Below are 15,033 nucleotides of genomic sequence, written 5' to 3' on the forward strand. Positions count from 1 at the left end.
GCTCAGTCCGGGATGGCCGCCTGTGATTCTTCCGCGGTGGGCCGTGCGAGCACGTGCAGCAGCGGCAGTAGCAAGCTCCAGAGCAGCCCCAGCCCCAGCAGGGTCGGCCACAGGCCATAGGCAAAGGTCACCCCGGCCAGGCGGCCCCCGGCGTAATAGGACAGCGGCCCGCACAGCGCGCCGACCAGGCAGGTCAGCCACCAGGGCCGGGCGGTCCACGCCAGGCAGTGGCGCAGCGTGGTGCCCAGCAAGGCCCAGAGCACGATCAGCCACAGGGGAATCAACAGGCTCACTTGCTGGAACTGGAACACCCCCAGCCAGTGCAGGAAGCTGTCCAGGGTAATGCCGGTCAGGGCGACCCCGAAAATCATCCGGCCTTCCGCTGCCCAACTGCCGATCCAGCGAAAATGCGCCAGCAGGATCGCCACCCCCAGCAGCAGCCAGGCGCTGTCGCCGGACAGCACACAGATGAACCAGCCCAGCTGGAACAGCAGGGCGTTGGCCAGTTGCTTACGCATCGAAACGTCCCAGCAGGGGTTGCGGCACCGCCGAAGGTTTGGCCAGGAGCATCTGCGCGGTGCCGATGCTGCGTTCCAGGAAGCCGCCTTCGCAGTAGCACAGGTAGAACTCCCACAGACGCAGGAAGTACGCGTCATAGCCCAGCTCGCTCAGGCGGCCGTGGGCGCGGCGGAAGTTCTCGTGCCACAGGCGCAGGGTGCGGGCGTAGTGCAGGCCGAAATCCTCCATGTGCAACAGGTTCATGTCGGTGTCGCGGCTGACCACTTCGAGCATCTTCTGCACGCTGGGCAGGGCGCCGCCGGGGAAGATGTAGCGCTGGATGAAGTCCACGCCCTTCTTCGCCTGTTCATAGCGCTGGTCACGGATGGTGATGGCCTGCAGCAGCATCAGGCCGTTGCTTTTGAGCAATCTTGCGCACTGCTTGAAGTAGGTGGGCAGGAAACGGTGGCCCACGGCTTCGATCATTTCGATGGACACCAGCTTGTCGTACTGACCGTCCAGATCGCGATAGTCCTCCAGCAACAGGGTGACCCGGTCCTGCAGGCCGGCGGCGTCGATGCGCTGCCGGGTAAAGACGAACTGTTCCTTGGACAAGGTGGTGGTGGTGACGCGGCATCCGTAATTCTGCGCCGCATACAGCGCCATGCTGCCCCAGCCGGTGCCGATCTCCAGCAGGTGGTCTTCGGGCTTGAGTGCGAGTTTCTGGCAGATGCGCTCCAGTTTGTTCAACTGGGCCTGCTCCAGGCTGTCGTTCTCGCTGCGAAATTGCGCCGCGGAATACATCATCGTGGGGTCGAGAAACTGCTCGAACAGCTCATTGCCGAGGTCGTAGTGGGCGGCGATGTTTTTCTGCGAGCCCTTGCGCGTGTTGCGATTGAGCCAGTGCAGGCCACGTACCAGCGGCCGCCCCAGTCGCGCCAGGCCGCCTTCCATGGCATCCAGCACCTCCAGGTTGCTGACGAAGACGCGGATCACCGCCGTCAGGTCCGGGGTGCTCCAGTAGCCATGGATGAACGCCTCGCCGGCACCGATCGAGCCACTGCTGGCCACCAGCCCCCAGGCGCTGCTGTCGTGGATATGGATTTCCCCAAGCAAGGCCGCGCTGCGGTCGCCGAAGACCAGGCGCTCGGCGTTTTCGATGACCAGCAGTTGTCCGTGCTTGAGTTGCGCCAGTTGCCGCAGCACGCCGCGACGCAACAGGTTGGCGGTCAGGCTGTGGGTGCTGAACAGGGTATTTCTGGCCGATACGCTAGAGGATTTCATGGCGGCGATCCTTGGGTTGTACAGCGGCTGTGCGATAGGCGCCGTCGGCGGCCTCATGGGGAAAAAACGTGATGCCCTTGGCGGCCAGGCGCAGGGCCTGCCAGTAGATGGCCAGGCAGGTCTTGGCGGTCATCCATGGAAAACTGCGCAGGTACTGGTGCAGGCTGCGGCGATCCAGGGCCTGGCGCTGCAGGCTGAGGGTGGCGTCGAACACCTTGAGATCACCTTGCCAGTCGGCCATGTGCACGCCCAGGCGGTCGGCCGGCGGGCTGAAGCTCATGCGGTATTCAAGGTCACGGGGCAAAAACGGCGAGACGTGAAAGGCCTTGGCCACGGCGAAGTGCTGGTGCTCGGGCGCGCTGGCACTGTCCGGGCGGGCCGGCAGCACATAGTGATAGCGCTCGCGCCACGGGGTGTTGGTGACTTCGCAGAGAATCGCCGCCAGTTGCCCGTCGGCCTCGAAGCAGTAGAAGAAGCTCACCGGGTTGAACGCCAGGCCCCAGCTGCGCACCTGGGTCAGCAGGCGCACCGCGCCGCCCGGTGCATGGCCGATGGCCGCGGCCACTTGCTGGCGTACCGCGTCGATCAGGCGCATGCCCTGGCCGGTGAAGTCTTTCAGGTAGTCGCTTTCGCGGAAGGCGAAGGCGGCGAAACGGCTGCGGCCCGCCAGGGGCGAGAGCCCCAGCACCGCGTCCTGCTCGTCCAGGTCCAGGTACAGAAGGCCGATCCGGTAGCGGAAGGCATGGTCCTTGGGGGCGAAGCGCCGGTGGCTGATCCAGCCGCTGTACAGGGCACTGTTCACAGTTGTTCACCAAAGGACTGGGCCACGCGCAAGGCACTGACCACGCCGTCTTCGTGAAAGCCGTTGGCCCAGTAGGCGCCGCAGTAGAAGCTGTGCTGGGCGCCTTGCAGTTCGCCCCAGCGGGCCTGGGCCGCCACCGCTTCGAGGCTGTACTGCGGATGGGCATAGGTGAAGCGGGCCAGGATCTGCGTCGGGTCGATGACCGCGGTCTGGTTGAGGCTGACGCAGAAAGTGGTGTCGCTCTTCAGGCCTTGGAGGATGTTCATGTCGTAGGTCACGGCGGCGGCTTTGTCGCCGCTGGCGTCCAGGCGGTAGTTCCAGCTGGCCCAGGCCAGGCGCCGGCGCGGCAGCAGCCGGGTATCGGTGTGCAGCACCACGTCGTTGTCGGCGTAGGGCAGGGCCTGGAGAATCTCCCGCTCGGCCCGGCTGGGGCTGGCCAGCAGTTGCAGGGCCTGGTCGCTGTGACAGGCGAACACCACCTTGTCGAAGCGCTCGCTGCCGGCGGCGCTGTGGATCAGCACGCCGGTTTCGTCGCGCTCGACCCGTTGCACCGGGCAGTCGAGACGGATGTGCTCGCGGAACGAAGCGGTCAGGGGTTCGATGTAGCGGCTTGAGCCGCCTTCGATCACGCACCACTGCGGACGGTTGTTCACCGACAGCAAGCCGTGGTTCTTGAAGAAGCGCACAAAGAACTGCAAGGGGAAACCGAGCATCTGCACCCGTGACATCGACCAGATCGCCGAGCCCATGGGCACGATGTAGTGCTGGATGAAACGCTCGCCGTAGCCCTGGTCTTTCAGGTATTGGCCCAGGGTGGTGTCGGCGGCGATCCGCTGTTGCTGCAGATCGAGCAAGGCGGCTTTGTTGAAGCGCAGGATGTCCCGCAGCATGCCCCAGAACCCGGGCGACAGCAGGTTGCGCCGCTGGGCGAACAGGCTGTTGAGGTTGTTGCCGTTGTACTCCAGGCCCGAGGCCGGATCGCACACCGAGAAGCTCATCTCGGTGGGTTTGAACTTGACCCCGATCTGGCCCAGCAGGCGGATGAAGTTGGGGTAGGTCCAGTCGTTGAAGACGATGAAGCCGGTGTCCACGGACTGGGTTTCGCCGTTGTGGCTGACCTCCACGGTGTGGGTGTGACCGCCGATCCAACTGCTGGCCTCAAAGACCCGGATGTCATGGCGACGGTTGAGAACGTAGGCACAGGTCAGCCCTGCGATGCCGCTACCGATGATGGCGATTTTCACGATGCACTCCCCGTGCGGGCCAGGCGTTTGGCGATGGCCAGTTGCAGGCGGCCGGGCAGCCAGGACAGCAGCTTGAGGCCGAAGATGAACGGGGCGGGGAAAGCGATCTCCAGATCCCGGTGTGACAGACGCTTGTGGATATGCCGGGCGGCCTTGGCGGCGGGCCAGCTCATGGGCATGGCAAAGTCGTTGCGCGCGGTCAGCGGGGTATCGACGAACCCCGGGCTGACCACGGTGACGTCGATGCCCTCGGCGGCCAGGTCGATGCGCAAGGATTGCAGCAGGTAACGCAGGGCGGCCTTGGAGGCGCCATAGGCACCGGCCCGGGGCAGCGGCAGATAAGTCACGGAACTGGCCACGCCCACCAGATGGGGGCGATTGCCGGCGCGCAGCAAGGGCAGCGCGGCCTCGATGCAATAGCCGGCGGACAGCAGGTTGCTGCTCAGCACACGCTCGATCAGCGCCGCGTCGAATTGCTGCACGTCGATGTATTCACAGGTGCCGGCATTGACAATCGCCGTGTCCAGGGCGCCCCAGGCCTGGGCGATGCGCTTGCCGATCTCGCGCACCTGCAGGGCGTCGGTGAGATCGCCGGGCACCACCAGCACCCGCCCCGGATAACGCTGGGCCAGGGCCTCCAGGGGCTCGCGCGAACGGGCACTGACGGCCACCTGGGCGCCGGCCTTGAGCAGTTCTTCGGCCAGCGCCGCACCGATGCCGCTGCTGGCACCGGTGAGCCAGATCCGCCGTGGCATTGCTGGGTTCATCCGAGTCTCCTTTTCAACCAGGCGATCACCGCGCCCAGTAGCGGCAGGTGTTCATAGAGCAGCGCGCCGGCGTCGAAATAGTCGCGATGCCGATAGACCTTGGCGTCGCGCCAGTGCAGGTGCGAGCAACCGGCGACCCGGATCAGTTGGCCCCCGCGCAGGCGCGGGTGGCGGTAGCTCATGGTCCAGCGCAAGTAGCCCTGGCCTTCGCCGCAGCTGTCGATGCCGTGGAAGTCGAAGCGTAGCTCGCTGACATTGGCGTACAGCTCGGCGAAATAGTGCCGCAGGCGCGGCAAGCCATTGACTTCGTGCAGCGGGTCGGTGAACTGGATGTCCTCGCTGTAGAGCTGATCCAGGCGCTGCAGGTTGTGCTTGTCGAGGCTGGCGAAGTCTCGGGCAAAGCGCTCAAGGAAATCACTCATGGGGCATCTCCCAGGTCCGGCCGCGACGGCAGGGCCTTGAAGGCGGCCAAGGCACGATCTCGTGACATCGACAGGTCGACCATGGGCGCCGGATATCCGGCGACCGCGAACAGGCCGCCCATGGCGCCGGGGTTGTGGATATCCCTTTTGTTCAACCCCGCCAGTTGCGGCAGCCAGTGCTTGATGAAGCGCCCCTCGGGGTCGAAGCGTTCCGATTGGCTGATCGGGTTGAAAATGCGGAAGTACGGTGCGGCGTCGGTGCCGGTGGAGGAACTCCATTGCCAGCCGCCATTGTTCGCCGCCAGGTCGCCGTCGATCAGGTGGCGCATGAAGAAACGCTCGCCTTCGCGCCAGTCGATCAGCAGGTTCTTGGTCAGGAACATCGCCACCACCATTCGCAGGCGGTTGTGCATCCAGCCCGTCTCCAGCAGTTGGCGCATGGCGGCGTCGATCAGCGGCAGGCCGGTGCGGCCCTCTTGCCAGGCCGCCAGGTCTTCGGGGGCGTCGCGCCAGGCCACGGCTTCGGTTTCCGGGCGGAAGGCGCGGTGCCGGGAAACCCGTGGGTAACCCACCAGGATGTGTTTGTAGAACTCGCGCCACAGCAGCTCGTTGATCCAGGTGACGGCGCCGGGGTTGCCGCTCTCGAACTCTCCCTGATTGCAGCGCAAGGCCGCGTGCAGGCACTGCCGCGGCGAGATCACCCCGGCGGCGAGGTACGGCGAGAGCTGGCTGGTGCCGGGCTTGGCCGGGAAGTCGCGTTCGCTCTGGTAGTAGTTGATCTGCTCGTCGGTGAACTGTTCCAGGCGGCCCAGGGCCTGGTCTTCACCGGCCGGCCAGAGGTCGCGCAGTGTCTGGCTGGGGCGCGGGAAGCCGTCGATATGCTGGGGCACGGGATCGGCCTGGATCGACAGCGGCAATTGCGCCTTGGGGAGGTCGATCAGGGCCGGCAGCGCGCTGTGCAGGCGGCTGTAGCAGACCTTGCGGAACTGGCTGAAGACCTGGAAGTAGCCGCCGCTCTTGGTCAGCACGCTACCGGGCTGGAACAGCAGTTGATCGAGGTAGCCCTGGACGCTGATATCGGCTTCTTCCAGGACCCGGGTCACCGCGGCATCGCGCCGGCTCTCGTGGATCCCGTATTCCTGGTTGAAGTGCAGCATGCGTACCTGCAGTTGCCGGCACAGTTCCAGCAGGACCTGTGGCGCCTGGTCCCAGGTGGTGGCGCTGCGGATCAGCAGGGGGATGTTCAGGCGGCCCAGGGCCGTGCTCAATTGCTGCAGATTGCGCAGCCAGAAGTCGACCTTGCACGGTGCGTCGTCGTGGGCTTGCCACTGCTCCGGGCTCAGCAGGTACACCGCCACGGTCGGGCCACGCCGGGCGGCGGCGCTCAGGGCGGTGTTGTCATGTAGGCGCAGGTCGCTGCGCAGCCAGATCAATTGCATGCTGATTCCCGGTTCAGAAGAGTCCTCGCTCAAGCAGCGCCTGGCAGGCCGTTATCGGGTCCTGGGCCAGGTGCAGATCGGCGATTTCAGAAAGACATACGGACCATTCGGCGGGGTGGATGCACACCGCGGGTCCGGCGATGAATTTTTTACAGGCAATGCCGTTGAGCAGCCTGGGCAACTGCGCAGGGTTCAGGGCCTTGCTCGAATACAGCAGCAGGCCCCTGGCCTGCAGGCGTTCGACGGCCAGGGCCAGTTCGGCGCCGGGCAGCGGCCAGTCGAAGACTTCCACCGGACAGTCGGCGCTGCTGGCCAGCCAGGCGGTCAGCCACAGGTGGGGTTCCAGTGCCAGGTCCGACTGGTTGACCAGCAGCAGCGGTGGATCTTGCAGTTGCCGGTTGTTGTGGTAGATCCGTGCCCCCAGCTTGCTGCGCAGCCAGGAATAGAAGAACACCTGCTCCATCTGGTTGCCGAACTGGCCTTGCCAGCGCTGCTCCAGTTCCGCCAGCAAGGGCATCAGCAGGTGCTCGCACAGGGTGCGCGGCGGATACAGGGCCATGGCCTGGTTGAAGGTGTCATCGACCTTGCGCTCGGCCAGTTGGCTGATCGCCAGACTCAGGGTCTGGCGCAGCCGCTGCCAGTCATTCTCGGCCGGCGTACTGGTGCTCGGGGCGCTGTCCAGCAGGTGCTTGACCTGGCTGACCGCCACCCCGCGATTGAGCCAGGTGAGGATGGTGAGGATTTCCTGCACTTGCTCCCGGGAGTACAGGCGGTGGCCCTTGGGGGTGCGCAGGGGCACGATCAGCCCGTAACGGCGCTCCCAGGCGCGCAGGGTGACGGCGTTGACCCCGGTCTGGCGCGCCACTTCACGAATCGGCAGCCAGCCTTCATCCAGGGCGCGCCGGTAATGGGCGCTGTTGTCTTCGGCCTGTTGATCGAGTCCTTTCATGGCTCAGATCGCGTTGCGCAGGCTGAGGTTTTCCGGGTGCGGCTGCAGATACAGCTGCTGGGCGATGTAGGGATCGGGGTGCTGGCGGAAGTGGTGCTTGAGCAGGGTCAGGGGCACCACCAGTGGCACGATGCCGTGACGATATTGACCAATGACATGCTGCACTTCCTGCTTGTCCGCGCTGCTGATGGCTTGCTTGAGGTAGCCGCTCAGGTGCAGCAGCACATTGCTGTGGGTGCCGCGGGTCGCGCATTTGCTCAGCGCTGCCATCAGTTCGCTGAAATAGCGCGGGCCGATCAGGTTCGGGTCGCTCTTGCCCATGCTGCCCAGCAGATTGCCCAGGGTCTTGTACTGCACCGGGTGATGGGCCATCAGCAGGTATTTGCAGCGCGAGTGGAAGTCGGTGAGGGCGCGGCGAGTCAGGCCCTGCTTGAGCAGCGCCTGCCAGTCGCGATAGACGTAGACCCGGGTCAGGAAGTTTTCCCGCAGCACGGGATCGTTCAAGCGCCCGGCTTCCTCCACTGGCAGATCAGGGTGTTTCTGACAGAACGCCTGGGCGTAGATGCCGCGGCCGCCGTTGCGATGGGGAATACCGTTGGCCTGGTACACCTTGACCCGCTCCAGACCGCAGGAGGGCGAGTTCTGCATGAAGATGTAGCCGCAGATGTCACCGACCTCGGCCGCCATGCGTTGGCCATATTCGGCCAGGGGCAGGGTGACATCCAGGCTGGCGTCCACGGTGCCTACGGCTCGTGGTTGCTCGGGGTCGCCCACCAGGCGGATGGGTTCGCGGGGGGTGCCCATGCCGATGGCGACTTCCGGGCACAGGGGCACGAAGTCGAAGTGCTCGCTGAGGACTCGGCTGCATAGGCGGAATTCTTTGTGTCCACCGTTGTAGCGGACTTCCACACCCATCAGGCAGGCGCTGATGGCAATTTTCGGCTTGGCGGACATGGTGCAACCTCCAGGGCTTACCTGTACAAAAACGTAGCGTTGTACAACTTGTCTTCATCATAGAATTAAAGTTGTACAAGTCAAATTATTTGTACAGGTATTGCCTGGTGGTTGGGCCGGTTACCGCCAGCCCATTTGCCACTCGCTGTCGTTCTGCAGGGTTTGCCAGTTCAATCGCTGGCAGCGTCGGGTGAGCACCGCTTGCAGTTCGATGTCCAGCACGGTGCCTTCTTCATCGCAGAAAAGTTCGGTGACCAGAAAGTGCTTTTCGCGGCGTTGCGGGTGGGCTGCCGTCCACTTCGACAGCAGCAGCTTGCGTGGGTTGAGGCGATTCACTGCAGGCTCTCGTGCAGCCGGCGTGCGGCCTCCTGGCCACTGAGCCAGGCGCCTTCGACCCGACCGGAGAGGCACCAGTCGCCACAGGCATACAGGCCCAGGTCGGCGTCGGCCAGGGCGCCCCATTCATGGCTGGTGGCCGGGCGGGCATAGAGCCAGCGGTGGGCCAGGCTGAAGGTCGGGGCGGGCATGACGCTGTGCAGCAGCTCGGCGAAGGCCCCGTGCAATTGTTCAATCACCGCCTCTTTGGAGAGGTCGATGTGCTGCCGGCTCCAGGCGCTGGTGGCATGCAGGATCCAGGTGTCGAGGTGGCTGTCGCGTCCGGGCTTGCTGCGGTTGCGGGCCAGCCAGTCCAGCGGGCTGTCCTGAACGAAGCAGCCTTGCATCGGGGTTTCCAGGGGGGTATCGAAGGCCAGGGCCACGGCCCAGGTGGGGTCCATTTTTACCCCGGCGGCCACCCCGGCGAGCTTCGGCGCGGCGGCCAGCAAGGCGGTGGCTTGCGGCGCCGGCGTGGCAATCACCACGTGGCTGAAGGGGCCGTGGGTAAAGCCTTCGGCGTCCTGCAGGTGCCAGTGTTGTTCGCCACGGAAGACCTCGGTGATGCGGCAGGCGAAGTGCACTTCGAGGTCACCGATCAGGGCGCGGGTGATGGCGCTCATGCGCGGCGTGCCGACCCAGCGGGTCTGCTCATCGGGTGAGGGGCTGAGCTGGCCACCTTGGGAGTTGTAGAGTTGCGGTGCCCATTCGGCGACCCAGCCCTTGGCTTGCCAGCGCTGGACTTCGGTGACGAAACGACGGTCGCGGGCGGTAAAGTACTGGGCCCCCAGATCCAGGCTGCCGGCATCGCTGCGTTTGCTCGACATGCGCCCGCCGCTGCCGCGGCTCTTGTCGAAGAGTTGGATGCTGTGCCCGGCATCTCGAAGTGCCTGGGCGGCGGAGAGTCCGGCGATGCCGGTACCAATGATTGCGATGGGTACTGTCATAGGGGCCTCGTTTACCAGTCTGTACAGATTACGCCGCTACTAAAACCTGTACAATATTGTTTTTTGGTATAGCTTTCGGCGTCATCGGTTGTGCAGGTTGTCTATCGTTAAGTCACAGCCTGTCCGATTGAAAAGATCCCTGCTTATAAAAATAGACTAGTGATTCGGGTAAAACGCCACGCGAGGAAGATGTCATGCATATATTGCTGACCGGCGGTACTGGGTTGATCGGGCGTGCGCTGTGTCGTTACTGGCAGGCCCAGGGTCACCAATTGAGTGTATGGACGCGCCATCCCGAAAAAGTGGCCGCTCTGTGTGGTCCCCAAGTGCGGGCCATCAGAACTTTGCAAGAGCTGGACCAGACGCCGCTGGATGCGGTGATCAATCTGGCCGGCGCCCCGATCGCCGACCGGCCCTGGACCCACAAGCGCAAGGCGCTGCTGTGGAGCAGCCGTATTGCCCTCACCGAAACCCTGCTGGCCTGGCTCGAAAGTCGCGAGCACAAGCCCAGGGTTCTGGTTTCGGGATCGGCGGTAGGTTGGTACGGCGACGGCGGGGAACGGGAACTGAGCGAGGATTCGCCTCCGGTCAATGAAGACTTTGCCAGCCAGCTGTGCATTGCCTGGGAAGAAACGGCCCAGCGTGCCGAGGCCATGGGGGTGCGTGTGGCGTTGGTGCGCACCGGTTTGGTGCTGTCTGCCGAGGGCGGTTTTTTGTCGCGCCTGCTGCTGCCGTTCAAGCTGGGACTGGGCGGGCCGATCGGTAGCGGTCGGCAGTGGATGCCGTGGATTCATATCGACGACCAAATTGCCCTGATTGATTTTCTTGTGCATCAGGATGAGGCACGGGGTCCTTATAATGCCTGCGCGCCAAAGCCGGTGCGCAACCGCGAATTCGCCAAAAGCCTGGGGCGGGTGCTGCACCGGCCAGCGCTGATGCCGCTGCCGGCCTTTGTCTTGCGCCTGGCCCTGGGTGAGTTGTCGTTGCTGTTGCTGGGTGGCCAGCGTGCCGTTCCCGCGCGTTTGCTGGAGGCGGGATTCACTTTCCAGTTCACTGATTTGTCCGCGGCCCTGGACGATATTGCCAGCCGCCTCTGAAATAGGACGTTGCATGACCGATCACGCGTTGCTCCTGGTCAATCTCGGTTCGCCGGCCTCCACTTCGGTGGCGGATGTGCGCCGCTACCTCAACCAGTTCCTCATGGACCCCTATGTCATCGACCTGCCCTGGCCGGTGCGGCGGCTATTGGTGTCGCTGATCCTGATCAAGCGTCCGGAACAGTCGGCCCATGCCTACGCCTCGATCTGGTGGGAGGACGGTTCGCCGCTGGTGGTGCTCAGCCGGCGCCTGCAGCAGGTGATGAGCGAGCAGTGGAAGCAGGGCCCGGTAGAGCTGGCCATGCGTTACGGCGAGCCTTCGATCGAATCGGCGCTGCTCAAGCTGGTGGCCCAGGGGCAGAAAAAAATCACCCTGGCGCCGCTCTATCCTCAGTTCGCCGACAGCACCGTGACCACGGTGATCGAAGAGGCCAGGCGTGTGGTGCGCGAGCGCCAGCTGGATGTGCAGTTCAGCGTGCTGCAACCCTTCTACGATCAGCCCGAGTACATCGAGGCCCTGGCGGCCAGCGCCAGACCCTACCTGGCCCAGGAGCATGATCATCTGCTGCTGAGCTTTCACGGTCTGCCGGAGCGGCACCTGACCAAGCTCGACCCTACCGGCCAGCATTGCTTCAAGGATGCCGACTGTTGCCGCAACGCCTCTCCCGCGGTGCTGGCCACCTGTTATCGCGCGCAGTGCCTGCGAACGGCATCGGCCTTGGCCGAGCACTTGGGGTTGGCGGATGGCACTTGGTCGGTGTCGTTCCAGTCGCGCTTGGGCCGGGCCAAATGGATCGAGCCCTACACCGAGACGCGCCTTGACGAGCTGGCCAAGCAGGGCGTGAAGAAGCTTATGGTGATGTGCCCGGCGTTCGTCGCCGATTGCATCGAGACGCTGGAAGAGATCGGTGATCGCGGACGCGAGCAGTTCCGCGAGGCGGGAGGCGAGGATCTGCGGTTGATCCCGTGCCTGAATGACGACCCGCAATGGGCGCAGGCCTTGAACACCTTGTGCGCGCGGGCGCCGTTGGCGTTGTAAGCGGCTTCGCCGGCAAGCCGGCTCCTGCGAGAGGGGACGGCTTGGCGGCGAAGGGTTCTTCAGATCAGAGGCTCGTCGGCCTTCTTGTTCTTCCAGCCGTCATTACCCGGCAGCACCAGATTCAGCACGATGGCGACGATGGCGCACAGGGCGATGCCCTTGAGGCCGAAGTCGTCCGGACCGGTACCGGTGCCCACCAGCACGCCGCCAATGCCGAACACCAGGGTCACCGAGACGATCACCAGATTGCGGGCTTCGCCCAGGTCGATCTTGTGGCGGATCAGGGTGTTCATGCCCACCGCGGCAATCGAACCGAACAGCAGGCAGAGAATCCCGCCCATCACTGGCACCGGGATGCTTTGCAGCAGGGCGCCGAACTTGCCGATAAAGGCCAGGGTGATGGCGAAGATCGCCGCCCAGGTCATGATTTTCGGGTTGTAGTTCTTGGTCAGCATCACCGCGCCAGTGACTTCGGCGTAGGTGGTGTTGGGCGGGCCGCCGAACAGGCCGGCCGCGGTGGTGGCGATGCCGTCACCGAACAGGGTGCGATGCAGGCCGGGCTTCTTCAGGTAGTCGCGACCGGTCACGCTGCCGACGGCAATCACCCCGCCGATGTGTTCGATGGCCGGGGCCAGGGCGACCGGGACAATGAACAGGATCGCCTGCCAGTTGAACTCAGGTGCGGTGAAGTGCGGCAGGGCCAGCCAAGGGGCGGCGGCGATCTTCGCGGTGTCCACCACGCCGAAGTAGAAGGACAGGGCGAAGCCCACCAGCACTCCGGAAATGATAGGCACCAGGCGGAAGATGCCTTTGCCGAACACCGCGACAATCAGCGTGGTCAGCAGCGCCGGCATCGAGATCATCATCGCCGTCTGGTAATGGATCAGCTCGCTGCCGTCGCCGGCCTTGCCCATGGCCATGTTGGCGGCGATCGGGGCCATGGCCAGGCCGATGGAGATGATCACCGGGCCGATGACCACCGGCGGCAGCAGGCGGTCGATGAAACCGGTGCCCTTGATCTTCACCGCCAGGCCGAGAAAGGTGTAGACGAAGCCCGCCGCCATCACCCCGCCCATGGTCGCCGCCAGGCCGAACTGGCCCTTGGCGAGAATGATCGGGGTGATGAAGGCAAAGCTCGACGCCAGGAACACCGGCACCTGGCGCCCGGTCACTACCTGGAACAACAGAGTCCCGAGACCCGCCGTGAACAGCGCCACGTTCGGGTCGAGACCGGTAATCAGCGGCATCAACACCAGGGCGCCAAAGGCCACGAAAAGCATCTGCGCGCCAGACAGCACCTGGCGCCAGAGCGGATCGTTGAACTCATCCTGCATGATCAGGAGTCCTTCTGCTTGGTGCCGAAGATCTTGTCACCGGCATCACCCAGGCCTGGAATGATGTAGCCATGTTCGTTGAGCTTCTGATCGATGGACGCGGTGTAGATGGTCACGTCCGGGTGCGCCTGCTCGACGGCGGCGATGCCTTCCGGGGCGGCCACCAGGACCATGGCGCGGATGTCACGGCAGCCGGCTTTTTTCAGCAGGTCGATGGTGGCGACCATGGAGCTGCCGGTGGCCAGCATCGGGTCGATGATCATCGCCAGGCGCTCGTCGATCTCCGGAACCAGTTTTTCCAGGTAGGTGTGGGCCTGCAGGGTTTCTTCGTTGCGGGCCACACCCACGGCGCTGACCTTGGCGCCCGGGATCAGGCTCAGCACGCCTTCGAGCATGCCGATACCGGCGCGCAAGATCGGTACCACGGTAATCTTCTTGCCGGCGATCTTCTCGACCTGGACAGGGCCGCACCAGCCTGGAATCTCATAGCTTTCCAGGGGCAGGTCTTTGGTGGCTTCGTACGTCAGCAGGGCACCGACTTCCTGAGCGAGCTCGCGAAAGTTCTTCGTGCTAATGTCTGCGCGGCGCATAAGGCCAAGTTTGTGTCGGATCAGCGGATGGCGGATCTCACGGATGGGCATAGGGAAAGGCTCCGGCGGCGGGCAAAAAAAACGGCCTAGATTAATCTATCCGGGGTGGTTGTCCTATAGACATAAAGTACGTTAGTCCAGAAACGCTTGATCTGATCGGGCCGGATGCGTACCTTTGCCCGCTTTTCCGAAACTGCCACCCCCTTGGAGAGCGCCATGTCCGCTGATCTCGAGCATATCCGTCAAATCATGCGCGAGGCTGACTGCCTGTACACCGAAGCTGAAGTCGAGGCGGCCATCGCCCGTGTCGGTGCACAAATCACTGAAGAACTGGCTGAGCGCAATCCGGTGGTGTTCTGCGTCATGAACGGCGGCCTGATCTTCGCCGGCAAACTGCTGACTCACCTGCAGTTCCCCCTGGAAGCCTCCTACCTGCACGCCACTCGCTACCGCAACGAAACCAGCGGCGGCGAGCTGTTCTGGAAGTCCAAGCCGGAAGTCTCCTTTATTGACCGCGACGTGCTGATCATCGACGACATCCTCGATGAAGGGCACACCCTGGGCGCGATCATCGACTTCTGCAAACACGCCGGTGCCCGTGCGGTGCACACCGCGGTGCTGATCGACAAGGAGCACGATCGCAAGGCCCGTCCGGACCTGAAGGCCGATTACATGGGCCTGCCTTGTGTCGACCGTTACGTCTTCGGCTACGGCATGGACTACAAAGGCTACTGGCGCAACGCCGCCGGCATCTATGCCGTGAAAGGGATGTAAGACATGACCGGGCCGAGCTTTCTCGATCAAGCGTTGTTCAGCGACCTGGCTGAGAAGGCGGCGGCCAATCCCCGTGGTCGTCAGCATCACAACTTCCATGCCATGGAAGAGCCTTGCCATCGCATGGCGGTGGCGCTGCAACCCTCGACCTATGTTCCGCCGCACCGGCACCTGAGCGCCGACAAGGCCGAGACTCTGCTGGTGCTCAAGGGGCGACTGGGCGTGCTGATTTTCGATGAGGCGGGCCAGGTCAAGGGCAAGCGCGTCTTGCAGGCCGGTGGTGACTGTGTCGGTGTTGATCTGCCGGCCGGAGTCTTCCACGGCCTGGTGGCGCTTGAAGCCGACAGCCTGATGTTCGAATGCAAGGCCGGTCCTTATCGTCCGGTGGGCGAGGGCGAACAGGCCAGTTGGGCGCCTCGGGAAGGCGAGCCTGGCGTGGCCGAATACCAGGCCTGGATGCGCGCTCAATTCGACTGACGGCGTACCCCTAGCCTGGGGCAGCTGTCACAGGCTGTGAGGAT

17 protein-coding genes are annotated in these 15,033 nt (G+C 64.1%); 4 read left to right on the top strand and 13 right to left on the bottom strand.

From position 1 onward, the window contains the following. Positions 1-2: 2 nt before the first annotated feature. The 11 genes from GGI48_RS20785 to GGI48_RS20835 all read right to left on the bottom strand — a co-directional run bounded on the left by GGI48_RS20785 (position 3) and on the right by GGI48_RS20835 (position 9,678). Complete coding sequence (locus GGI48_RS20785; RefSeq protein WP_016965511.1) at positions 3-518, bottom strand: DUF2878 domain-containing protein; 516 nt, start codon at positions 516-518, stop codon at positions 3-5. Beyond that, positions 511-1,782, bottom strand: coding sequence for a cyclopropane-fatty-acyl-phospholipid synthase family protein (locus GGI48_RS20790; RefSeq protein ID WP_179599864.1), 1,272 nt, complete (start codon positions 1,780-1,782; stop codon positions 511-513). The genes GGI48_RS20785 and GGI48_RS20790 overlap by 8 nt, the downstream gene beginning before the upstream one ends. Beyond that, positions 1,769-2,584 carry a DUF1365 domain-containing protein gene (locus GGI48_RS20795; RefSeq protein ID WP_047306049.1) on the bottom strand — a complete coding sequence of 272 codons (816 nt, stop codon included), beginning with the start codon at positions 2,582-2,584 and terminating at the stop codon, positions 1,769-1,771. Before GGI48_RS20795 ends, GGI48_RS20790 begins: the two co-directional genes overlap by 14 nt. Next, positions 2,581-3,828 (bottom strand): NAD(P)/FAD-dependent oxidoreductase, encoded by a 1,248-nt coding sequence (locus tag GGI48_RS20800; protein ID WP_179599866.1) that lies wholly within the window; start codon positions 3,826-3,828, stop codon positions 2,581-2,583. The genes GGI48_RS20795 and GGI48_RS20800 overlap by 4 nt, the downstream gene beginning before the upstream one ends. Then, on the bottom strand, positions 3,825-4,595 hold the full coding sequence (locus GGI48_RS20805; protein WP_047306047.1) for an SDR family NAD(P)-dependent oxidoreductase: 771 nt from the start codon (positions 4,593-4,595) through the stop codon (positions 3,825-3,827). The genes GGI48_RS20800 and GGI48_RS20805 overlap by 4 nt, the downstream gene beginning before the upstream one ends. Beyond that, positions 4,592-5,017, bottom strand: a complete 426-nt coding sequence (locus GGI48_RS20810) for a nuclear transport factor 2 family protein (RefSeq protein ID WP_016965954.1) — start codon at positions 5,015-5,017, stop codon at positions 4,592-4,594. The genes GGI48_RS20805 and GGI48_RS20810 overlap by 4 nt, the downstream gene beginning before the upstream one ends. Then, positions 5,014-6,456, bottom strand: coding sequence for a deoxyribodipyrimidine photo-lyase (gene phrB / locus GGI48_RS20815; RefSeq protein WP_179599868.1), 1,443 nt, complete (start codon positions 6,454-6,456; stop codon positions 5,014-5,016). Before phrB ends, GGI48_RS20810 begins: the two co-directional genes overlap by 4 nt. A 13-nt stretch (positions 6,457-6,469) precedes the next feature. Next, complete coding sequence (locus GGI48_RS20820; protein ID WP_179599870.1) at positions 6,470-7,405, bottom strand: MerR family transcriptional regulator; 936 nt, start codon at positions 7,403-7,405, stop codon at positions 6,470-6,472. Between the two features lie 3 nt (positions 7,406-7,408). Beyond that, entirely contained in the window at positions 7,409-8,359 is a 951-nt protein-coding gene (locus GGI48_RS20825; protein ID WP_179599872.1) for a DUF523 and DUF1722 domain-containing protein, read from the bottom strand. Between the two features lie 120 nt (positions 8,360-8,479). Further along, complete coding sequence (locus GGI48_RS20830) at positions 8,480-8,695, bottom strand: TIGR02450 family Trp-rich protein (protein ID WP_016965958.1); 216 nt, start codon at positions 8,693-8,695, stop codon at positions 8,480-8,482. Beyond that, positions 8,692-9,678, bottom strand: coding sequence for an NAD(P)/FAD-dependent oxidoreductase (locus GGI48_RS20835; RefSeq protein WP_016965959.1), 987 nt, complete (start codon positions 9,676-9,678; stop codon positions 8,692-8,694). Before GGI48_RS20835 ends, GGI48_RS20830 begins: the two co-directional genes overlap by 4 nt. Before the next feature lie 194 nt (positions 9,679-9,872). Here GGI48_RS20835 and GGI48_RS20840 point away from each other — a divergent pair, with 194 nt between their 5' ends. Together GGI48_RS20840 and hemH are read left to right on the top strand one after the other, a co-directional pair. Then, a complete protein-coding gene (locus GGI48_RS20840) occupies positions 9,873-10,775 on the top strand; it encodes a TIGR01777 family oxidoreductase (protein WP_016965960.1) in 903 nt (300 codons plus the stop codon). Positions 10,776-10,788: 13 nt separating this feature from the next. Then, positions 10,789-11,814 carry a ferrochelatase gene (hemH, locus tag GGI48_RS20845; RefSeq protein WP_016965961.1) on the top strand — a complete coding sequence of 342 codons (1,026 nt, stop codon included), beginning with the start codon at positions 10,789-10,791 and terminating at the stop codon, positions 11,812-11,814. Between the two features lie 59 nt (positions 11,815-11,873). Here hemH and GGI48_RS20850 read toward each other — a convergent pair whose 3' ends face one another. Further along, positions 11,874-13,148 (bottom strand): uracil-xanthine permease family protein, encoded by a 1,275-nt coding sequence (locus GGI48_RS20850; protein ID WP_047306042.1) that lies wholly within the window; start codon positions 13,146-13,148, stop codon positions 11,874-11,876. A 2-nt stretch (positions 13,149-13,150) separates the two neighbouring features. Next, positions 13,151-13,789 (bottom strand): uracil phosphoribosyltransferase, encoded by a 639-nt coding sequence (upp, locus tag GGI48_RS20855; RefSeq protein ID WP_011063386.1) that lies wholly within the window; start codon positions 13,787-13,789, stop codon positions 13,151-13,153. A 165-nt stretch (positions 13,790-13,954) separates the two neighbouring features. Here upp and GGI48_RS20860 point away from each other — a divergent pair, with 165 nt between their 5' ends. After that, entirely contained in the window at positions 13,955-14,512 is a 558-nt protein-coding gene (locus GGI48_RS20860) for a hypoxanthine-guanine phosphoribosyltransferase (RefSeq protein ID WP_042941423.1), read from the top strand. A gap of 3 nt (positions 14,513-14,515) precedes the next feature. Next, the gene (locus GGI48_RS20865; RefSeq protein WP_016965964.1) at positions 14,516-14,989 is read left to right on the top strand and encodes a WbuC family cupin fold metalloprotein; all 474 of its coding nucleotides are present in this window, start codon (positions 14,516-14,518) and stop codon (positions 14,987-14,989) included. Positions 14,990-15,033: the final 44 nt, after the last annotated feature.

It is taken from the genome of Pseudomonas protegens (assembly GCF_013407925.2).
Classification (GTDB): domain Bacteria; phylum Pseudomonadota; class Gammaproteobacteria; order Pseudomonadales; family Pseudomonadaceae; genus Aquipseudomonas; species Aquipseudomonas fluorescens_AP.